Here is a 21347-nt window from a genome sequence, read left to right as displayed (position 1 = left end):
TTTTTTACGTTGATGCCACGTGATTACAATGGCTTGCCATCCGCATCGATGCGGCGCACCTCGCCCAGGTTCAGCGCGCGCACGTCCTTCTCGACCTTGCTCATGTCACCGACCACGACCCACACCAGGCGATCGGTCAGGAAGCTGCGCGCAGCCAGCGTGTTGGCCTGCTCGGGCGTGAGCGCCAGCGCCTTCTCGGTGTAGGTGTTGTAGTAGTCGTCCGGCAGACCGTATTGCACGATGGTCGTGTAGGCGCCGCCCAGCTGGCCGGCCGTCTCGAAGCTGCCCGGCAGGCGCAGCGTGCGGTTGTCCTGCGCGAATTTCAGCTCGGCGCCGGTGATCTGGCGCTCACCCGCCACGCCCTTGTATTCACGCACCAGTTCCTTGAGCGCATCGCCGGTCTTGTCGGTCTGCACCGGCGAAATGCTCATGAACGTGCGCTGGCCGACGGCCGGCTGCACCAGGCTGCGTACGCCATACGACCAGTGCTTGTCTTCACGCAGGTTCATGTTGATGCGCGAGCTGAACGTGCCGCCAAAAACATCGTTGACGATTTCCAGCGGCAGCGACTCGGGGCTGTTACGCGGCGGCGCCAGTTGCGCGCCGACGATCACGCTTTGCAGCGCGCCCGGCCGGTCGATCAGGTACACGAGCGGCTTGGTCGGCGCGGGCACGGTGGCGATCACCTTCTTCGGCACTTCGCCGCCCTTCCAGCCGCCGAACGCTTTCTCGAGCAGCGGCGTGATCTCGGCCAGCGTCGTGTCGCCCACGACCAGCAGCGTCGCGTTATTCGGCTTGAACCAGGTTGCGTGGTAATTGGCCAGGTCGGTGCGGGTCATGCGCCCCACGGCGTCCTCGGTGCCGTTGGCGGTGCGCGCATACACGTGGCCCTGGCCGTACATCAGGGCCGGCACGACGCGCAGCGCGATGCCCTGCGGATCGACCTTCTCGCGTGCGATCGCGGCCAGGCGGTCTTTCTGCAGGCGCGCGAATTCGTTCTGCGGGAACGCCGGGTTGCGCACCAGGTCGGCGTACAGGCCGAGCGCCTGCGGCAGCGTCGCCTTGAGCGAATTCATGCCGACAAAGGCGCCATCGAGATTGATACTGGCGCCAAAGGTCGCGCCCAGACGTTCGAGTTCTTCACCGATCTCGAGCGACTTGCGCGTGGCCGTGCCTTCTTCGAGCATGCGCAGCGTAAGGCTGGCCACGCCCGGCAAGGCGGCGCTGTCGGCCGAATAACCGCTGTCGACCATCATCTGCAGGTTGACGACCGGCGCTTCATGGCGCTCGGCCAGCACCACCTTCAGGCCATTGGACAGCGTGATGCGCTGCATCGGCGGCAATTTGAGGGACATCGCCTTGCCGGCGACCGGTTCCTTGCTGCGATCGAGCCCCGTATCGGTAGCGGCCAGGCCGGTCGGGAACGGATCGATCTGCAGCACGTAGTCGCCGTCGCTGAGCCAGTCGTTCATCGCTTTTTTCACCGTCGCCGGCGTGGCGTCCTTGATGCGCTGCAGATAGACCTTGTAGCAGTCCGGGTTGCCGGTAAAGGTCTGGCACGAGGCCAGGAGGTCGCTCTTGCCACCGAAGCCACCAACGCGCTCGATCATGCGTGTGTACTGCGCCAGGATCGTGGTCTTGGCCAGGCGCAGCTCGGCGTCCGTCGGGCCGCTCTTCATCAGCGCGCGCAATTCCTCGTCGGCCGCCTGTTCCATCTTTTTCACGTCGGCGCCGGGGCGGGCCGTCAGCGTCAGGTCGAACTGGCCGCCGATTTCCGACGCATCGTCGCTTGCGGTCGCGCTGGTGGCCAGTTGATCCTTGTAGACCAGGCGCTTGTACAGGCGCGACGTCTTGCCGCCGCCCAGCACGCGCGCGCCCAGGTCGAGCAGCGCTTCTTCGGGCGTGTTCGCGCCCGGTACGTTCCAGGTACGGTAGATGCGCGTCTGCGGCACGCGGTCCTGCGCCAGCGTGCGGTGCGTGCCGGTGCGCTTGGCGATCCAGGCATCGTGCTTGGCCAATGGCGGACCCGGTGGAATCGCGCCGTAGTATTGCTCGACCTTCTTGCGCGCTTCTTCCGGCGAGATGTCGCCCGACAGCACCAGCACCGTGTTGTTCGGGCCGTAGTTCTGCTTGAACCAGTCCTGCACATCGGTCATCGAAGCCGCATCGAGGTCGGCCATCTTGCCGATCACGGTCCAGGAATACGGGTGGCCGACCGGATAGGTGTTTTCCACCAGCAGCTCGTAGGCGATGCCGTAGGGCTGGTTCTCGCCCTGGCGCTTTTCGTTCTGCACGACCCCGCGCTGGATGTCGAGTTTGGTCTTGTCGACCGTGCCCAGCAGGTAACCCATGCGGTCGCTCTCGGCGAACAGCGCGTAGTCGAGCATCGAGGTCGGCACGTTCTGGAAGTAATTCGTGCGGTCCTGGCTGGTGGTGCCGTTCAGGTCAGTCGCGCCGACCTGCTCCATCGCATTCAGATAGGTCTTCTTGAAGTTGTCGCTGCCGCTGAACATCAGATGTTCGAACAGGTGCGCAAAGCCAGTCTTGCCCCGCTGCTCGTTCTTTGAGCCGACGTGATACCAGGTATTCACGGCCACCACCGGCGTCTTGCGGTCTTCGTGCACGAGCACAGTCAAGCCGTTCTTCAGCGTGAACTTGGTGTACTTGATGTCCGGGATCGGAATGTCGGGCGTGCTGGCGGGGGCGACGGGCGCGGCCTTCGGTGCAGCCTGTACTGTGGACACGCCGAACATCAGCGCAAGCGCTGCCGCGAGGTAAGTGGTGCGACGAACGAGAACTGCCATGCTGCGCCTCCTGAATGGGTCGGGAAAGAACCATTCTAGGCACGTTTCAGTTAGTCAACAAACAAAACAGCGTATGCATGTCTCGCCGAACGACAAACCATGCGCAGCGCATCGTGCGCCACACATGGTGCATGATCTTACTTCGGCACGATGCGCAGCAGCGTGCCCCTGGCTTCATCGGTCAGCACGTACAACTGGCCATCCGGGCCCTGGCGCACGTCGCGCACGCGCTGGCCAACAGGGATCAGTTCTTGCGCCGTGACCTTGCCGGCGGCGTCAAGCTGCACGCGGCGCACGTCCTTGCCGGCCAGGCTGCCGCTGAACAGGCTGCCCTGCCACTGCGGGAACGCCTTGCCGGTGTAGAACGCCAGGCCCGATGGCGCGGGCGACGGGGTCCAGACGACGATCGGTTGCACCGTGCCCGGCACGACCTTCTTGCCGATCGGCTCGCGCGTCGTGTAATCGAGTGTGTAGCTCTGCAGAGGCCAGCCGTAATTGTTGCCGGCCTCGATCAGGTTGATCTCGTCGCCGCCGCGCGAACCGTGTTCGCTGGCCCAGACACGGCCGGTTTTCGGGTCGAGCGCCAGCCCCTGCACGTTGCGGTGGCCGTGGCTGTGGATTTCTGCCAGGCGGTCCGGCTGCGCTTCGGCCGCGCCGGTGCCGACCGGCTTGCCGGCGTCGGTCAGGTGCAGGATCTTGCCCTGGTGCGTGGCCAGGTTCTGCGCCTGATCGCGCGCGAGCATATTGCCCACCCGCTGCGGCGTATTGCCGCCATCGCCGATGCTCATCAGCAGCGTGGTATCGGGCAAGAACAGGATGCGCGAGCCGAAGTGCTGGCCGCCGCTCTTGGCTTGCCTGACGGAGAACAGCGTCCTGATGCCGGTGACGCGCTTGCCATCGAACGTGCCCATCACCAGCGCCGTGCGGTTCCTGGCGTCGGTGCCGCTGGCGATCGTCATGTAGATGCGGGGATTGGTCTTGTCACCGGGGTGGACCGCGATGTCGAGCAGGCCGCCCTGCCCGCCCACGAACAGGTTCGGCAGCGGGTCCATCTTCACCTGCCGGAACGTCTTGCCATTGAGCATATGCAGCGTGCCGCCCTTGCCCGTGACGAGCATGCGGCCATCGGGCAGCCAGGCCATGCCCCAGCCCTGCGGAACGCCAGTGGCGACGGTGTCGAGTTGCCAGCCTTTGGCCAGTGGCGGCTTGTCGACAGGTATGATTTCCTGTGCCAGCCCAGCGCCCGCCAGCTGGGCCAGTGCGACTGCCAGCATGGCACCCAGCACCCGTTGTTTGCGCATGAATTCTGTGTCCGTACTCGGCATACGCAAATCTCCCAAAAACAGTTAAATACTTGACATCGTAGCTGAAATGTCGCGATTTTCTGCACATTGTCTGCACGATTGCGGCAAATGGCGTATCATCGATTGCTCACTGAACCAGCGCAAGGACTCCCTTCAATGATTCAACGACGTACCATCCTCAAAAGCGGTCTCCTCCTCGCAGCATCCTCCCTCAGCCTTCCCACCCTTGCCAAAAATTCATCGATTGCCACTGGCGATTGCTGTCTGCGTTTCTACAATACGCACACGGGTGAAAAGCTGACGAGCACGTTCTGGGAGCAAGGCGAGTTCATCCCTGATGCGCTTGGCGACATCAACAAGGTGCTGCGCGACCACCGTACCAACAAGATTGCGGACATCGATCCCGAACTGCTGCTGCTGCTCGGCCAGCTCAATGGCAAGCTCGGCAACAACAAGGAATTGCACATCATTTCGGGCTACCGCGCGCCGGAATCGAATGCGTTCCTGCGTGGCCATGGCAGCGGCGGCGTCGCCAAGCGCAGCCTGCACATGGAAGGCAAGGCCATCGACATCCGCCTGCCGGGCACCGATCTGCGCAACCTGCAAAAGGCGGCCATGTCGCTCCAGGGCGGCGGCGTCGGCTATTACGCCAGCTCGCAGTTTGTCCACATGGATACCGGCCGCGTGCGGTATTGGTAATCGTTTGATGCGGCCGCCCATCGTCCGTGTCGTTGCCGGACTGGCCATGAGCGGCCTGTTCATGGCGGCGGCCGCAAGCCTGCCGGCGCATGCCGCCGGCCAGAGCACCGTCACCGTCAAGTCCACCCGCGACCCGGTCGACAAGTCGTACCGCAAGATGATCCGCGGCATGGAACGCTTTGAGCGCGAGCGCGCTTTTGCGCCGAACGCCTCCCTGCGCTTCCAGTTGTTGCCGCGCCTGCCGAACGTCGACATGCGCGGCATCACGCTGCGCGTGGCGGGCGATACCGTATCGGTGCCCGTCCCCGTCGATGAACACAATTTCTTTGTCCTGCCGCGCAACGCGCAAGCCTTGCAGGAAGACGCTGCCGTGCTCGCCAGTCGCAAGACCGCCAGCATGACCTGGCGCGCGCGCATCGAAACGCCGGGCGTCCCGGCCGGCATGCGCCGCCTGGGTGACCTGCGCCTGGAATGCCGCGTGGGCAAGGAAGCTGGTCTCGTCTCCAACAGCTCGCCGCTGTTCGGCTGGATCTCGGATGCGCTCGACTCGCCTGAAGGCGTCTGCACGAGCCCGGATGGCAATTACCTGTTCTTCGCCGAGCGCCCGATCTTCGCGGTCACGCTGCGTGCGGGCGAACGCAGTGAAACGCTGCCGTTTTCGATGCTGTACGCGGGCGGCGACCAGACGCCCGACATGCTGCCGTTCTGCGATTGCCAGGTGCTGCTCGACCGCACCTATTACGTGCCGTTGTGGGATGCCAGCTGGCCGGACGATACACTCGTCGAATTCACGTACATGGTCGATCCGCCAGCCGGGGGGACGCCATGAGGGCGCCTCTCATCCTGTGCGCTGCGCTGCTGGCCGGTTGCGCCACGCAGAATGCCGCGCCACCCGGCGCGCAAGTCGCGGCCGAGCGGCTGCAACAGACCGTGGTCGCCGGCCAGACCACCAAGGCGCAATTGCTGGCAGCATTCGGGCCGACGAAAAACGTACGCTTCGACAGCGGCTTCGAGGCCTGGGTCTACCAGTCGCCGGCGGGTGGCGGCCAGTTTGCCGAATTTGTCGTGCTGATCGATCCGGCCGGCGTCGTTGCAAAAACACGTACCCGCGCGCCAGCCCCGGTACGTTAGTCCAACCAGGATCAACACATGCCACGTCTACAACTCGACTTTCCCGACGACCAATTCTACTTTTCCACGCTGCTCACGGTGCGCGCCACCGACATCAATGCGGCCAACCACGTCGGCAATGAATCGATGATCGCGATGGTCTCCGAGGCCAGGTCGCGCTTCCTGTTCGAGTTCGGCGTGCCGGAAACCGGCCTCGATGGCAACGGCATCATCGTCACCGACCTGGCCACCATCTACCGCGCCGAAGCGTATCGCCGCGACGAGCTGCTGTTCGACGTCGGCGTCATGGACTTCAACAAGTACGGCGGCGACCTGATTTACCGGATCACGCGCCCACGCGATGGCACGCTGATTGCCATGGCCAAGACCGGCTTCGTGTTTTTCAATTACACAGCGAGCCGGGTGTGCCCGATGCCCGACGACTTTCGTGCCAGGTTCGCGCGGGTCAACCGGGTCGACTAGCCCACAACAAAACGGCGCCCCGAGGGGCGCCGTTGTTCTTTGCAGCCAGCAAACACTCAACCGCCGCGCTTCTTGCCGATGATCGTTTCATCGAACCATTCATCGATCATGCGCTTTTCGGCGCGCAGGCTCTCGCTGTCACTGAATCGGCCAATGCGCTGCATGTAGTTCATGTCGGCCAGGCGCACATCGCCACCCTTGAGCACCTGCCCGTTTTGCGTCAGCGAATAGCGCAGGTTGATGATCGGCCAGTCAGCCGTGCCTTTCAGGATGCGCAGGTCGCGACCGCTGTTGAAATTCGGGTACTCGCGCCCGGCCAGGTCGATGTCCGTGACTTCGATCGTCAAGTCCTGCCCCGCCGGCAGTTTCTCGCCAAGTTTGGTGAAATACGTGCTCAGTTCTTCCAGCACCTGCTTGCGCTCCCATGGGGCAAATGGCAGGTCGGCGAATTTGTCGGACTCGATGTAGGTGACGGTCACGCCCGCCGAGGCGGCGCCGGCAGCCAGTGCCAGGAGGCCTGCCAGGGCGGTTTTTATCAGGGTGGATTTCATTGCTGGAGCTCCTTCTCAATGCATCTCGTGTGCGATCTTCGCTTACCAATATACGCCGCTTCGCACTGTTCTGCTCGTGGCGAAACGTTGGAACTTGTATCCAAATGTTAGGCCCCGAACATGACCAAAAGATGCTGCCATATAAGAATGCATCAAGGAGGCCACCATGCCAGAAGGTCCAACGCTGTACATGCTCAAGGAACAGACCACACGCTTCGTGGGGCAAACCATCGTACGCGCCAGCGGCAATCTGAAAACGCTCGATCCGGCGCGCCTCGTGGGCCAGCGCATCACCGGCCTGCACACCTGGGGCAAGCACTTCCTGATCGAGACGCCCGACGTCATCCTGCGCGTCCACTTTCTGCTGTTCGGCACCTACCGAATCGACGAGGACCGCGACAAGCCGCCGCGCCTGTCGGTCGGCGTGGAGGACGGCGGCGCCATGAATTTCTATGCCTGCGCGATTCGCGAGATCGACCGCGCCACCTTCGACGCCTACGACTTCAGCGCGGACGTGATGGGCGCAACCTGGGACCCCGTCAAGGCGCGCAAGAAGCTGCGCGCCGCGCCCGACATGCTGGCCTGCGACGCGCTGCTCGACCAGGAGATCTTCTCGGGTGTGGGCAATATTATCAAGAACGAAGTGCTGTTCAGGATCCGTGTCCATCCCCTTTCGACGATGGGCGCGCTGCCCGCGCCCAAGTTGCGCGCACTGGTGGACGAAGCGCGGCAGTACAGCTTCGACTTCCTGGGCTGGAAAAAAGCCTTCACGCTCAAGGAACACTGGCTGGCCCACGCCAAGAAGATCTGCCCGCGCTGCGACATCCCCTATTCAAAAACCAAGCTCGGCACCTCGGACCGGCGCAGCTTCTACTGCGAGCGTTGCCAAAAACGCTATACGTAACGCGCCCTGTCACGTCGCTGCAACAGCATTTCCGACGCAGCAAGGCAGATGTTACATCCGTCAGTCACAATTTTAATATTGCTTCTTGTTAAGGATCATGCGCCGTACTACAATCGGCTTGACTCCGGGCTACTTTTGTTGTGAAAAAAATAGTCTGCTCGCTTAACCCTGGCCTCCCCCACGAATCGGAATCGTCCATGTCCTTCTTGTCGTCCGCTGCGCCCAAACTCGCACCCTGGAAAGTCTTGCTGGTAGACGACGAACCCGACATCCACGACATCACCAAGCTGACGCTGACGCGCTTTCGCCTCGACGGCCGGGCGCTCGCGTTCGTGCATGCCTACAGTGGCGCCGAAGCCAAGGAAATCCTGGCGCGCGAGAAAGACATCGCGCTCGTGTTCCTCGACGTGGTCATGGAGCGCGAAGACAGCGGCCTGGAAGTGGCGCGCTGGATGCGCCAGGACCTGGACAACCAGTTCACCCGCATCGTGCTGCGCACCGGTCAGCCGGGCCAGGCGCCGGAAGAGCGCGTGATCGTCGACTACGACATCAACGACTACAAGGAAAAGACCGAGCTCGATCGCACCAAGCTGTTTACGACGACGTTTGCCGCGCTGCGCGCCTACCGCGACATCATGAAGGTCGAGGAATCGCGCCGCGTCCAGCAAACCTACCGCGAAGGCCTGGAACGCGTGATCGCCGCGTCCGCCCACATTTTCCAGCAACGCAACCTGAAGGACTTCGCCAATGGCCTGCTGCTGCAGGTCGTGGCGCTGCTGCGCCTGGAGCAGAGCATGCTGCTGCGCCTGAAGGCGGCCAGCGTGATCACCGGCCAGAGCCAGTACGAAGTGCTGGCCCAGATCGGCGACATGGAGGGCGACGAGATCGGCCCGGAACTGGTGGCGCAGCTGGACGACGCGCGCCACAACCGCATTTCGCGCCTGCACGGCGACACCTATGTCGGCTATTTCCCGAACAACAGCGGCAAGGCGTCGCTCCTGGTGCTCAAGGGTGTGGATGAAATCTCGGACATCGATGCGCAAATGCTCGAGGTGTTCTGCTCGGGCGTGGCCATTGCGTTCGACAACATCCTGCTGAACCAGGAAATTACCGATACCCAGGCCGAACTGATCCTGCGCCTGGGCGACGTCGTCGAATCACGCTCGCACGAGGCGGGCAACCACGTGCGCCGCATGTCCCAGGTCTGCTACATGCTGGCCCAGGCCTCGGGCATGCCCGAAGACGAGACGGCGGTACTGATGCACGCGGCGCCGATGCACGACATCGGCAAGATCGCCACGCCCGATGCGGTGCTCCTCAAGCCCGGCAAGCTGACCGATGCCGAGTGGACCATCATGAAGCAGCACCCGACCGTGGGGCTGCAGATTTTGGACGGCTCGCAGCGCCCCATTTTGAAGGCGGCGGCGGTGATCGCACACCAGCACCACGAAAAATTCGACGGCACCGGCTACCCGCAAGGACTGCGCGGGCAGGACATCCACCCGTACGCGCGCATCGTGGCGGTGGCCGACGTGTTCGACGCGCTGAGCCACGCGCGCTGCTACAAGGAAGCCTGGCCAGCCGCAAAAGTCACCGAGCACCTGCGCGAGGTGGCCGGGCACCACCTCGACCCGACCTATGTCGACCTGTTGATCCGCAACATGGACAAGGCGCTGGCGATCAACGCGCAGTGGCCCGACTGAGCGGTACTCCGGATCGCCTGCCGCTTACTTGAACGCAGCGCGCAGCGCCGACGCATCGAAATAGATTTGACGGATCACCGGATGCTCGGCGGCCACTGCGGTTTCGATGCGGCCAATCGCGGCCTCCACCTTGTCGATCGACAGCCCCCGGCGAAACTGGACCGACGCGGCCAGCAGCACTTCTTCCGGCCCCAGCTGCATCGTGCGCAGGCTGGCCACGCTGTCCAGCGCCGGCTCGCGCAGGAACAGCGCCTTCAATGCGGCCAGCTCGTCATGGTCGATCGCTTCACCCACGAGCAGGCCACCAGTCTCGCGCGCCAGCATGACGGCGGCGCCGAGCAAGAGCAGGCCGATCACGATCGAAGCGGCCGGATCGATGTACGGATTGTTGAAATAGTGGCCCAGCGCGATGCCGGCGGCGGCAATCCCAAGGCCCAGCAGCGCGGCAGAGTCCTCGATGAAAATCGTGAAGACCGATGCATCCTTGCTCGCACGGACGGCCTGCCACAGCGTCGCACCGGGTTTGCGCGCCGTGTTCAGCTCCTTGCGCGACACGTTCCAGCTATACCCTTCGAACAGGGCAGCCACGCCAAGCACGACGTAACTCCACATCGGGTCTTCCAGTGGCGGCGGATTCTGCAGCGCGGCAACGCCATGGTAGATCGATAAGCCACCGCCCAGCGAAAACACCGAAAGCGCCACGATCAGCGCCCAGAAATACAGCGACTTGCCGTAGCCGAACGGATGCTTGCGGTCGGGTGCGCGGGCGCTGCGGCGTTCGCCCAGCAGCAGCAGGAATTCATTGCCGGTATCGACAGCCGAGTGGATGCCCTCGGCCACCATCGCCGCACTGCCGGTGATGCCGGCGACGATGAATTTGGCCACCGCGATGCCCAGGTTGGCGGCAATGGCCGCATAGATGACTTTTTGCGAGCCCTGGCGTGGCGCGTCTTGCTTGTTTTCGTTCATGGACTCTCCAAATGGGGAGCCAAGCGTAGAGAACCTGCCGCAACCTATCTGTACGGCGCCACACGTGCGCGCACGATCAGGGCCCTAGGCCGCCAGTTTTTCCTTGCGCTGCGAACGGGGAAAACGCAGGTGGTACGTCAGCCCCTGCCCCGGCGCACTCGTGGCCCGCACCGTCCCGCCCAGCGCGCCGGTCACCAGGTTGTACAGGATGTGCGCGCCCAGGCCACTGCCCCCGGTGCCGCGCCGCGTGGTGAAGAACGGATCGAACAATTTGTCGAGCGTTGCTGCATCCATCCCTGCCCCATCGTCGGCGTACTCCATCACCACCCAGCCATCGCTGCCCAGCGCAGCGCGCAGCGTGATGTTGCCGGGCTGCTCGTGCTCGAAGCCGTGCACCAGCGAATTCATGACCATATTGGTGAGGATCTGCGACACGGCCCCGGGAAAGCTCTCGAGCATCAGGTCGGGCGGGCAATCGACCGCGACCTTCACCGGGCGGCCCTTGAGCTTCGGGTGCAGCGACAGAAGTACCTCGGTCAGGTACGCGCCCAGGTTGAAGCTGCGGATATCGTCCGACGACTGGTCCACCGCCACCTGCTTGAAGCTGCGTACCAGGTTGGCGGCGCGCTGCGTGTTGGTGGTCATGATGCGCAGCGACTGGTCGACAATGTCGAAGAAGCTCTCCAGGCTCTCCGCGGTCATCTCGCCCGCTGCCAGTTCTTCGCGCGTGAGTTTCAGTTCCTGCACCAGGTGGCTCGTGGCCGTGACGCAGATGCCCAACGGCGTGTTGATCTCGTGCGCCACGCCGGCCACCAGGCGGCCGAGCGACGCAAGTTTTTCCTGCCGCACCAGCTCGGACTGCGCCTCCTGCAGTGCGTGCAGCGCGTCGTTCAGCGCCGCGTTCTGCTGCTCGAGGGCTTCCTTGGTCTTGCGGATCCTGCGGTCGGCCTGCATGCGCGCAATCGCCACGGCCACGTGGCTGGCCATGAACGCCAGCAGGTCGAGGTCGGCCTTGCTGTAGACGATCGCCGGGTCGTAGCTCTGCACCACGATCACGCCGTATGGCTGGTCGTTGACCAGCATCGGCGCGCCCATCCAGCTGGCAATCTCCGTGCTGCCCAGCGGCTCGGCGACGGCGCCGGCGGCAACGAGCGCCTCGAAGCTGGCCACGTCGTGCAGCTGCGCCTGCTTGGTCGACAGGATGTGCGAACACATTGCCTTGCCAAACGGGAAGCGCAGCAGCGGTGGCGCGCTGTCCTTCTGGTCGACGAAGTACGGGATGCTGATCTCTTGCGTGCGCTCGTGGTACAGCCCGATCAGGAAGTTGTCGGCCACCATCAACTCGCCGATGATCCGGTGCAGGCTGGCGCTGAGCTGGTCGGTGTCGAGCGCCTGCGCCGAGAGGTCGGCAATCTCGTACAACGCATGCTGGATCTTTTCGGCGCGGCGACGCTCGGCCACCTCGTGCGCCAGCGCGGCCGTGCGCGCCGAGACCGCGCGCTCGAGCCGGTCCATGCTTTGCAGGCCCTGCAGCGCGTTCGAGACGTGGTTGGCGATCAGGCCGAACAGCGCAATGTCTTCCTCGCTGTAGGTCTGGTCGGCAGAGTAACTCTGGATGACGATCGCACCCAGCGCCTGCTGGTTCTGGTCGAGCAGCGGACAGGCGACAAAGTGCTCCGGCGTGCTGCCGTTGCCCCAGCGCCCGGCCGCCTTGCGGTGGCGCTCGTTGAAATCGGCCGCCGTCAGCACCAGACGCTGGCGATTGAGCAGTACCCAGGCCGTGGGCGACTGGTCGGGCGAGGCGAGCCGGATGCGCTCGAGCGGATCGCGCGCGCCGTCGGCTTCGTCGACAAAATAGGGAAAGCGCACGGTGCCGTCTTCGCGGTCGGCCAGCGCCACATAGAAGTTGGCCGCATACATGATGCGGCCCAGCGCGCAGTGCACGGCCCGTATGAATGCGGTGATGTCGCTGCAGCTGGTCGAGAGTTGCCCGATATCGAGCAACATCGACTGCACCGCTTCCAGCCGGTCAAGACGTTCCATACTTCCCCCTACCTGTTCACAGAATGCATCTGATGATGCGCAGGGGAAATAGTAGCAGCTTGGGGCCGGACGCAGCAGCTTGCCGCGCCCGGCTGTGGCTTTTTAGCGCGGTGCGCGGAAGTCGTTCTCGACCCAGGCCTGCGCCGAGCTTGGCGTGAGCTTGAAGGTGGGCGCCACGCGCACGCGCGCCACCTGCTCGCCCATCTCGTCGGTGGCGGCCAGCATTGCGTACGGATCGTCGTCGTCCGGGACGATATCGAGCGTCACCTTCAGTTCACCCTGCTCGGTGAAGATGTACAGGTTCTTGTGCAGGATCGCGTGCATGTGCTGCTCATGGCGGCGGATGACTTCGGACGCCGTCTTGATCAGCGTGTTGAAGGCATTGGTGTCGAGCGGCTTCGGGTTCTTCTTGTCGCGGCCCATGGTCCAGGGACCGACCAGCGCCGGTTCGGGCTCGCCATCCTTGTACATCGCCACGGCCCAGCCTTCATCGTCGTCGTTCTTGATCACGCGCGCGGTCCAGCCATTGCCCTGCCACAGCCGGGGTTGCTGCACGGGGCCGGTGTCCTCGCTGCCGTCGTCGCTCTCGGGGTCCAGCATCTGGTCGTTCATGGGTCGGTGTCCTCGGCGCTTGCGCGCCCAAAACCACGATCATAGAGGAAACCGGCCCCATGAAAAAGGCCGCACGACGCTGCCGCGGACGATTGGCTGAAATAGTCGATAACTAAGCCGGACAATCGTCGACGATGCGTGGACAGCGCCACGACGGGCCGGGTGGCGGCATGATCGGCGGGCCAACAGGGATCGGGCGCGGATCGCCGTTGGGTGCCGGCGTATCGCGGTTGAACGGCGTGATGATGATGGGCGGAATGGCCGGTGGCGCCGAGGGCGGATCCTTCGGTCCGCCCGATGCATGGGCCACGTCGTGGAAGGCATTGGGCACAGCGTACATGGGGTCCCCCTGAAACAGAGCAGGCTGTCAGTATAGGAAACGCTGCCGTGATTACAAGGACGGAATTCGCGGCGATTCTGGTTGACCCGGCCTATGCACATTTCATCCCGTAAAACATGCAGCCTGTCGCACGCGGCTGGCTGCACGCGCGCGCCGCGCATACAGTTCGAGCATGCAAGACCAAACCGCTCAACCCAACCATTCGCGAGGACTGTCATGAAAAAATACGCCCCCTACGTCATCCTGTTCCTGTTTGCCGCCATGCTGTGGAATGTGTTTACCTGGAGCGGCGACATGACGGTCAATCTCGATGGCGACCAGATCGACGGCCCGCTGGGCTTCCTGCTGGCCACGCTGTTCACGGGTGGCGGCATGTTGCTGGCCGTGTTCATCTCGGTGATCACGGTAGCGGTGCTGGCGGTGGTGTTTGCCGGGGTCGGCGTGATCCTGATCGGCTCGCTGGCGATTGGCGCCCTCGTGCTGGCGCTCGCCATGTCGCCGCTGCTGCTGCCGCTGGTGGTTGTCGTGGCGCTCGTGTGGTACGCCATGCGCCGGCCGCGCCCGGTCACGCTGGACAAGGCCGCGGCAGCGTAAGAGCCTAGCGCGCCACGTACTGCGAGTAACCCCGCGCACGCAGGGCGCACGCCGGGCACGTGCCACAGCCGTGACCCCAGGCGTGCGCCTCGCCCCGCTCACCCAGGTAGCAGGTGTGGGTATCGAAGCGGATCAGATCGACCAGCGCTTCGCCACCCTCCTGCTCCGCCAGTTCCCAGGTCTGTGCCTTGTCGATCCACATCAGCGGCGTCTCGACCTTGAGCCTGGTGGCCATGCCGAGGTTGAGCGCTACCTGCAGCGCCTTCATCGTGTCGTCGCGGCAATCGGGATAACCCGAGAAATCCGTCTCGCACATCCCGCCCACCAGCACGTTCAGCCCGCGCCGGTACGCCACCGTCGCCGCCACCGTCATGAACATCAGATTGCGGCCCGGCACGAACGTATTCGGCAAACCGTTTTCCTGCATCTCGATCGCGACATTGCTGGTCAATGCGGTGTCGGAAATTTTGGAAATCAAGGACAGGTCGATCATGTGATCGTCGCCCAGGCGCGTGTCCCAGTCGGGATTGAGCGCGCGCAGCTTGGCCAGCACGCCGGGGCGCACGGCCAGCTCGATCGCATGGCGCTGGCCATAATCGAAGCCGATCGTCTCGACCCGCGCATAGCGCTGCAGCGCCCAGGCCAGGCAAGTGGTGGAGTCTTGGCCGCCGCTGAACAGGACGAGCGCGGTGTCGGTGGAGAGGATGGTCATGGTGGTAAAAGGAAGTAAAAGGCAGGGGTCAACCGTCAATTCTGGCACAGATCGCGGGCGCCGTGGCCCATAAAGCGGTGTTTGTCCAGACGCGCGCGCGCAACATTTCACGTCCGCCATCGACTTTGCCAATCAGTTAAGATGCGAACGAGTCACCCAATGGAGCGTCACGTTGTCACGATCGAATCCCCACCTGCGCAAGGGTCCCCGCCAGCGCACACTTCCTCCGCTGCTGCAACGCTCCCTGCTGGGTGTTGGCGCATTCATGTTTGCCACCGCTGTCCATGCGCAAAGCACCACCGGCGTCGATTACACGGTGCGTATCGACGCGCCGCGCGCGCTGGAGGAGTTGCTTGAAGAGAACCTCGACCTGATGCGCTGGCGCGGCAATTCGCGCGTCGACATCGACCAGCTGCAGCGCCTCGTGAAAGAAGCGCCCGCGCAAGCCACCAGCCTGATCGCCACCGAGGGCTACTATTCACCAAAAGTCTCGGTCGGCCTCGATACCAGCGGTGCACGCCCGGTTGCGCGCGTGATCGTCGATCCGGGCCAGCCGGTGCTGGTTGGCGACGTCGACCTGGTGTTGCAGGGCTTCGCCGCTTTTGAAGAAGGCGGCGCGCCGTTCGACGCGGGCGCCCTGCGCAACCGCTGGACGCTGCCGGTGGGCAGCCAGTTCCGCCAGTCCGACTGGGAAGGCGCCAAGAAAGGCCTGGTGCGCGACATCGCGCAGAGCCGCTTCCCGCGCGCGCGCCTGGTTGAAACCAGCGCGACCGTCGACCCGGATTCGCGCCGCGCGCTGCTGCGTGTGGTGATCGATTCGGGCCCCGAGATGCGCTTCGGGAACCTGCGTATCCGCGGTCTGAAGCGCTATCCGGCCGAAGTCATCACCAACCTCAACAAGATCAATCCGGGCGACCAGTACAGCGAAGCCGCGCTGCAGGCGCTGCAATCGCGCGTACAGGACACCGGTTACTTCGCCAGCGTCGAAGTGAGCGCCGACATGCGCGCCGTGCTCAACGCCGAAATCGCCGACATTAAGGAAGACGCCGACAGCGATGCCGATCCGGCCACGCCCGAGCCGGCGACCGGCCCGACCACGCTGCCGGTCATCGTGCGCGTTACCGAAAACAAGCAAAAGAACGTCGAGGCCGGCGTGGGCTTTTCGACCGACACAGGCGGCCGCGCGCAGTTGAGCTACGACGACCTGAACGTGTTCGGCAAGCGCTTGAAGACTGACCTGATCTACGAACAGAAACGCCAGACCGCCAAGGGCGAACTGTTCTGGCCAACCACGGCCAAGGGTTACAACGACAGCATCAGCGCCGGTGTCGAGCGCGAAGACCTGCGCGGCGAACTGACCACGCTGGCCAGCGTCGCCGCGCGCCGCGCCTGGGGCTCGCCGCTGCTGGAGCAAAGCGTGACGCTCGAAGCGCTGACCGAAGAACGCGAAGTCGAGGGCCTCGAACCCACGCGCACCAAGAGCCTGCCGCTGACCTACAGCATCACCAAGCGCAAACTCGACAGCCTGATCCTGCCGACCAACGGCTATGTGGTCAACGCGCAGCTCGGCGGCGCCGTGCTGCCGATCCTGACGGACGAAAAATTCCTGCGCATGTACCTGCGCGGCATTTACTACAAGCCGCTGGGCCCGGCCGGCACGCTGATCCTGCGCGGCGAAACCGGCGCCGTGGCCTCGAAAGAAAAGCTCGGCGTGCCGAGCACCTTCCTGTTCCGCGCCGGCGGCGACCAGTCGGTGCGCGGCTACGGCTATCAGGAGCTGGGTGTGCAGGAAAACGGCGCGACCGTGGGCGGCCGTTATCTGGCCACCGCCAGCGCCGAATACCAGTACTGGTTCAAGCCGCCCTGGGGCGTGGCCGTGTTCTATGACGTCGGCAATGCCGCCGACAAGTTCGGCGACCTCAATCCCAAGTCGGGCTATGGCGTGGGCGCGCGCTGGCGCAGCCCAGTCGGTCCGATCAATGTCGACCTGGCCTACGGCCACGCGGTGCGCAAGGCGCGCCTGCACTTCTCACTCGGATTCACGTTCTGATGGATACACCTGACAATAACGCTGCAAAGCAACAGGCGCCGACGCCTGATCAAGCCCAGACAACCCAGCCACGCCGCTGGCCGCGCCGCGTCGCGATCGGCCTCGTTGCCACCGGCGTCATCGTCGGCGGCACGCTCTGGTACCTGGGCCGCGAAACCACCCTGCAAATGATCGCCCAGCGCGTTGCCAGCGCCACCGGCGGCAAACTCACGCTGACGGGCGTGAGCGGCACCTTGTACGGCAAGATGCACATCGAACGCCTGATCTGGCGCACCGACGAGCAGGTCATCACCGCCAACAAGATCGACATCGACTGGTCGCCCGGCCAGGTGCTGTCGGGCGGCATCCTGATCGACCAGCTGTGGGCCGCCAGCGTGCGCATGCAGACGCTGAAAGAAACCGACGAGCCGTCCGTGCTCCCGACCAGCCTGGCGCCGCCATTCCGGATCGAGGTCGACGACGCTCGCCTGGCCAATATGACGATGGTGAATATCGGCGGCGCCGAAACGCGCATCGACAATATCCGCGCGCGCGCCAAGGGCGACAAGCGCAGCTGGGTCGTGCAGAACGCGACGGCCGCCACGCCGTGGGGCCAGGTCGCCGCCAATGCCACCGTTGGCGCGGCCCGTCCCTTCAAGATCGACGCGGCGGGCAGCCTGACGCAATCGCAGGCCAGTGCCGGCGCACGCGCTGCGCAGTTGCAGATCAAGGTCGGCGGCGACATCCAGAATGCCACGCAGATCGACGCCACCGGCACCGCCGGACGCGCCATCGGCGACGCCCACTTCACCCTCGCGCCGTACGCCGAGATCCCGCTGCGCGCGCTGCGCATCAATGGCCGCAACGTCGATCCAGGCTTCTTCAACCCTGCCCTGCCCACTGCCGACCTGACCTTCGCGGTCGTCGGCAAGCTGGACGAACAACGCAATATCAGCGGCAGCGTCGACATCACCAACACCGGGCCGGAAGGCACGATCGACCAGCAACGCCTGCCACTGCGCGCCGCGCGCGGCCAATTGGGCGGCAACCTGTCGGCGCTTGCGGTTTCGAACGTGCTGCTCGACTTCGGCGCGGCCGGCAAATTCACCGGCACCGGCGGCGTGCAGCGCACGAAGGACGAAGAAGGCATCGGTACCGCGCGCTTTGCGCTGCACACCGACCGCTTCAACCTCAAGGAAATCCACTCGGCCATGAAGCCGACGGCGATCAAGGGCGATATCGCGGTCATCAACGAAGCGACGCGCCAGACGTTGGAGGCGAACCTGATCGATGCCGGCCTGCGCCTGACGGCGCTGGCCACGCTGGAAGACAATGTGGCCACGCTGCGTGAAGCGACGCTGCGCGCCAAACGCGGCAGCGTCACGGCCAGCGGCACCATGAACCTCGAAGGCGACCAGGCGTTCAAGGCCACGGCCAATGCCAGCCGCTTCGATCCATCCGAATTCGGTGACCTGCCCGCAGCCGACATCAACGCCACGGTCAACGCCGCCGGCGTCCTCACGCCCGAATGGAAGGTCGACGCCGACTTCGCCGTGCGCCAGAGCCGCCTGATGAACCAGCCGCTCAGCGGCAAGGGCAAACTCACGGCCGACGCCAAGCGCATCGCCGGCATCGACGCCAACCTGGCGCTGGGCCAGAACACGGTCGACCTGAAAGGCGCGTTTGGCGGCGCGGGCGACCGCCTGCAATGGCGCCTGGACGGCCGCCAGCTCGCCGCCGTGCGCGCCGACCTGTATGGCGCGGTGGTGGCCAACGGCGTCGTCACCGGCACCATGGCTGCGCCGCGCACGACGTTCGACGTCAACGCGCGCAACCTGGGCTGGGTCGACGCCCAGCGCAAGAACAACAGCGGCGTCGTGCGCGCCAAGGGCGAAGCCTGGCTGGGCGGCCCCGAGGATGCACGTGTGGTCGAAGTCAAGGCCACCGGCGCGACCGAACGCTTCAACCCGGCCGCCTTCGGCTCACCGCTGGCCGGCAATATCAATTCGACCTTTACCGGCAGCGGCCGCGCGGGCGCCGACTGGCGCGGCGCGCTCGACCTCAAGGTGGTCGACTCGACGCTCGCTAATTCGCCGTTCTGGGGCCATGCGCGCCTGGCGGCCGACCGTCGCCACGTATCCGACGCCAACGTCGATCTGCACGTGGGTCCGAACGTCATCGCCGCCACCGGCAGTTTTGGCGCCGCGCGCGATGCGCTCAACTGGCGCATCGATGCGCCGCAGCTGGCCGCGTTCGGTCCCGAGTACGGCGGCGTGCTGCGCGGCTCGGGCGTCCTGTCCGGCACGGCCGACACGCCATCGCTCACGGCGACCATCGCGGGCCAGAACCTGCGCGCGATGGGCACGCACACGGTGCGCTCACTCAAAGCCAGCGCCAACCTCGGTTCCGGCCGCGGCGCGAGAGATCCACTGGTGACCGATGTCGAGGTGCTCGACTACGTCAACGGCGACACGCGCGTGGCATCCGTACGCCTGAAAACCGACGGCACGCGCGGCGCGCACACGCTGCGCCTGTCGGCGTTGGGCGATGCGTTTGACGCGAATGCCGAACTGCGTGGTGCCTTCTCGAAGGACACGTGGAGCGGCACGCTGGCCGTGCTGCAGAACCGTGGCCGCTATGCGATGAACCTCCAAAAGCCGGTGCCATTGACGGTCAGCGGCGCACCCGGCGGTGGTTTCGCCGGCCTGGCCAGCCCCGAGCGCATCGCCTTCAACGGCGCCGTGATCGCACTGCCGAACGGCAGCATCACGGTCGACGCGCTGACCAAGGACGGCCCGCGCTGGGCCAGCCGCGGCCATGCCGACAACGTGCCGCTGACCTACCTGGCGCAATTCTCGCCAGCGCTGGCCGACAACGCACGCGGCGACCTGACGCTGGGCGCTGCCTGGTCGGTCGACATGCGCGCGCCGCAGGCGCAAGGCGCCGCGCCTTCGCTGGCCGGCAACGTGCGCGTGTTCCGCGAAAAGGGCGACGCCATTGTCGGTGGCGACACGCCCGTGGCGCTCGGCCTGCGCCAGCTCGAAGCACGCGCCGAAGTGGTCGGCAGCAGCCTGCGCGTGAACCTGGACCTGGACGGCGCCCGCACCGGCGTGGCCAAGATCGACGCCAATGCGCAGATGATCAACGGCCGCCTGGAAAGCGCCAGCCCGCTGCGCATGGCGGCCAACGCCAATATCCCGTCGATCGCCTGGCTCGCAGCGCTGGCCGGCCAGCCGGGCCTGGAACTCGACGGCGCGCTGCGCGTGGCGATGACGGGTGGCGGCACGATCGGCAAGCCGAGCCTGAACGGCAATCTCGATGGCGACAAGCTGGGCGTGCGCTGGGCCGAACAGGGCGTGAACCTGCGTAACGGCGAACTGCGCGCGCTGCTTGGCGGCGACCAGCTGCGCATCGAGAAGCTGTCGTTCCAGGGCCGCCAGGGCGGCGCCGCCGCCAGCGGCTACGTGCGCTTCGCAGATGGCGCACCGACGATGGACATTCGTCTCAACATGGACAGGCTCGAAGCCCTGTCGCGCCCGGACCGTACCGTGATCCTGAGCGGCCAAGCATCGCTGGTGCGTGACGCCAGCCGCTTCGCACTGGAAGGCAAATTCCGCGCCGACCGCGCCCTGATCGAATTCGCGCCGCAAGGCACGCCGACGATCTCGGACGACGTCATCGTGCTGGGTCGCGCCACGACCAAGCCGACGCCGAAGACCAATGAAAAGGAAGTGCCGCTGACGGTGGACCTGGCGGCCGACCTGGGCGACGACTTCCACATCCGCGCAATGGGCATCGATGCCTACCTGGCCGGCACCGCCCGCGTGCGCATGACGGGCAGCGGCCAGCCGCGTATCAACGGCACCATCCGCGCGCTGAACGGCACCTACGCCGCGTATGGCCAGAACCTGTCGATCGAACGCGCCGTGATGACCTTCAGCGGCCCGTACGACAACCCGTCGCTCGACATCCTCGCGGTGCGCAAGCGCCCCGAGGGCGAACAGCTGTCCGAGACCAACGTCGAAGCCGGCGTGCAGGTGCGCGGCACGGCGCAATCGCCGACGGCGCGGCTGGTGTCGACGCCGAACGTGTCCGACAGCGACAAGCTGTCGTGGCTCGTGCTGGGCCAGGGCATGGAAGCAGCCAGCGGCGACCAGAAAGGCGTGCTGACTGCAGCTGCCAGCGCCCTGCTGGGCGGCAGTGGCGGCACCGGTGGCATCCAGTCGAAGATCGCCAACTCGCTGGGCGTGGATGAACTGGGCCTGAAACAGGGCGCCGGCGGCGGCAGCGGTTCGGGGCTGGAAAGCACCGTGGTCACGGTCGGCAAGCGCATCTCGCAGCGCGCTTACCTGAGCTTCGAGCAAGGCACCAGCACTGCATCGAGTCTCGTGCGCCTGCGCTACAAGCTCACGCCGCGTATCTCTCTGCAGTTCCAGACCGGGACCAACAGCGCGCTCGATATCCTCTATTCGTGGGCGTTCGATTAAGCT

General features: G+C 65.0%; 17 protein-coding genes. 9 read left to right on the top strand and 8 right to left on the bottom strand.

Going from position 1 to position 21347, the window contains the following annotated elements:
• Positions 1-23: 23 nt before the first annotated feature.
• Together AC56LW_RS16935 and AC56LW_RS16930 are read right to left on the bottom strand one after the other, a co-directional pair.
• The gene (locus tag AC56LW_RS16935; RefSeq protein WP_332530524.1) at positions 24-2804 is read right to left on the bottom strand and encodes a M16 family metallopeptidase; all 2781 of its coding nucleotides are present in this window, start codon (positions 2802-2804) and stop codon (positions 24-26) included.
• Between the two features lie 137 nt (positions 2805-2941).
• Positions 2942-4105: a PQQ-dependent sugar dehydrogenase gene (locus AC56LW_RS16930; RefSeq protein WP_499636243.1), complete on the bottom strand. Its 1164-nt coding sequence runs from the start codon at positions 4103-4105 to the stop codon at positions 2942-2944.
• A 159-nt stretch (positions 4106-4264) separates the two neighbouring features.
• Here AC56LW_RS16930 and mepK point away from each other — a divergent pair, with 159 nt between their 5' ends.
• The 4 genes from mepK to AC56LW_RS16910 are packed head-to-tail and all read left to right on the top strand — an operon-like array spanning position 4265 to position 6400.
• Positions 4265-4807: a peptidoglycan L,D-endopeptidase MepK gene (gene mepK, locus AC56LW_RS16925; protein ID WP_332530526.1), complete on the top strand. Its 543-nt coding sequence runs from the start codon at positions 4265-4267 to the stop codon at positions 4805-4807.
• Between the two features lie 46 nt (positions 4808-4853).
• Positions 4854-5636, top strand: a complete 783-nt coding sequence (locus tag AC56LW_RS16920; protein ID WP_499636241.1) for a hypothetical protein — start codon at positions 4854-4856, stop codon at positions 5634-5636.
• Positions 5633-5938 (top strand): hypothetical protein, encoded by a 306-nt coding sequence (locus AC56LW_RS16915; RefSeq protein ID WP_499636239.1) that lies wholly within the window; start codon positions 5633-5635, stop codon positions 5936-5938. The genes AC56LW_RS16920 and AC56LW_RS16915 overlap by 4 nt, the downstream gene beginning before the upstream one ends.
• An 18-nt stretch (positions 5939-5956) precedes the next feature.
• A complete protein-coding gene (locus tag AC56LW_RS16910; RefSeq protein ID WP_332530529.1) occupies positions 5957-6400 on the top strand; it encodes a thioesterase family protein in 444 nt (147 codons plus the stop codon).
• 56 nt (positions 6401-6456) lie between these two features.
• Here AC56LW_RS16910 and AC56LW_RS16905 read toward each other — a convergent pair whose 3' ends face one another.
• Positions 6457-6951 carry a DUF3016 domain-containing protein gene (locus AC56LW_RS16905; RefSeq protein WP_499636237.1) on the bottom strand — a complete coding sequence of 165 codons (495 nt, stop codon included), beginning with the start codon at positions 6949-6951 and terminating at the stop codon, positions 6457-6459.
• A gap of 166 nt (positions 6952-7117) precedes the next feature.
• Here AC56LW_RS16905 and AC56LW_RS16900 point away from each other — a divergent pair, with 166 nt between their 5' ends.
• On the top strand, positions 7118-7855 hold the full coding sequence (locus AC56LW_RS16900; protein WP_499636235.1) for a DNA-formamidopyrimidine glycosylase family protein: 738 nt from the start codon (positions 7118-7120) through the stop codon (positions 7853-7855).
• A 197-nt stretch (positions 7856-8052) separates the two neighbouring features.
• On the top strand, positions 8053-9558 hold the full coding sequence (locus tag AC56LW_RS16895; protein ID WP_332530532.1) for a DUF3369 domain-containing protein: 1506 nt from the start codon (positions 8053-8055) through the stop codon (positions 9556-9558).
• A gap of 24 nt (positions 9559-9582) precedes the next feature.
• Here AC56LW_RS16895 and AC56LW_RS16890 read toward each other — a convergent pair whose 3' ends face one another.
• From AC56LW_RS16890 to AC56LW_RS16875, 4 genes are all read right to left on the bottom strand, one after another.
• Positions 9583-10527: a cation diffusion facilitator family transporter gene (locus tag AC56LW_RS16890; protein WP_332530533.1), complete on the bottom strand. Its 945-nt coding sequence runs from the start codon at positions 10525-10527 to the stop codon at positions 9583-9585.
• Positions 10528-10611: 84 nt separating this feature from the next.
• Positions 10612-12570, bottom strand: a complete 1959-nt coding sequence (locus AC56LW_RS16885) for a GAF domain-containing sensor histidine kinase (RefSeq protein WP_499636233.1) — start codon at positions 12568-12570, stop codon at positions 10612-10614.
• A 102-nt stretch (positions 12571-12672) separates the two neighbouring features.
• Positions 12673-13182 carry a hypothetical protein gene (locus AC56LW_RS16880; protein ID WP_499636231.1) on the bottom strand — a complete coding sequence of 170 codons (510 nt, stop codon included), beginning with the start codon at positions 13180-13182 and terminating at the stop codon, positions 12673-12675.
• Between the two features lie 112 nt (positions 13183-13294).
• Positions 13295-13522, bottom strand: coding sequence for a hypothetical protein (locus AC56LW_RS16875; RefSeq protein WP_332530535.1), 228 nt, complete (start codon positions 13520-13522; stop codon positions 13295-13297).
• Positions 13523-13738: 216 nt separating this feature from the next.
• On the opposite strand from AC56LW_RS16875, the gene AC56LW_RS16870 reads away from it, so the two are divergent.
• Positions 13739-14116 (top strand): hypothetical protein, encoded by a 378-nt coding sequence (locus AC56LW_RS16870; RefSeq protein ID WP_332530536.1) that lies wholly within the window; start codon positions 13739-13741, stop codon positions 14114-14116.
• A gap of 4 nt (positions 14117-14120) precedes the next feature.
• Here AC56LW_RS16870 and queC read toward each other — a convergent pair whose 3' ends face one another.
• Positions 14121-14828: a 7-cyano-7-deazaguanine synthase QueC gene (gene queC, locus AC56LW_RS16865; RefSeq protein ID WP_499636229.1), complete on the bottom strand. Its 708-nt coding sequence runs from the start codon at positions 14826-14828 to the stop codon at positions 14121-14123.
• A gap of 172 nt (positions 14829-15000) precedes the next feature.
• Between queC and AC56LW_RS16860 the strand changes: the two genes are divergently transcribed.
• Both AC56LW_RS16860 and AC56LW_RS16855 read left to right on the top strand, forming a co-directional pair.
• Positions 15001-16878 (top strand): autotransporter assembly complex protein TamA, encoded by a 1878-nt coding sequence (locus AC56LW_RS16860; RefSeq protein WP_499636227.1) that lies wholly within the window; start codon positions 15001-15003, stop codon positions 16876-16878.
• Positions 16878-21344, top strand: coding sequence for a translocation/assembly module TamB domain-containing protein (locus AC56LW_RS16855; RefSeq protein WP_499636225.1), 4467 nt, complete (start codon positions 16878-16880; stop codon positions 21342-21344). Before AC56LW_RS16860 ends, AC56LW_RS16855 begins: the two co-directional genes overlap by 1 nt.
• Positions 21345-21347 lie beyond the last annotated feature (3 nt).

It is taken from the genome of Telluria sp. LT2P80 (genome assembly GCF_059685955.1).
This window is presented reverse-complemented; position numbering and strand designations above follow the sequence as displayed.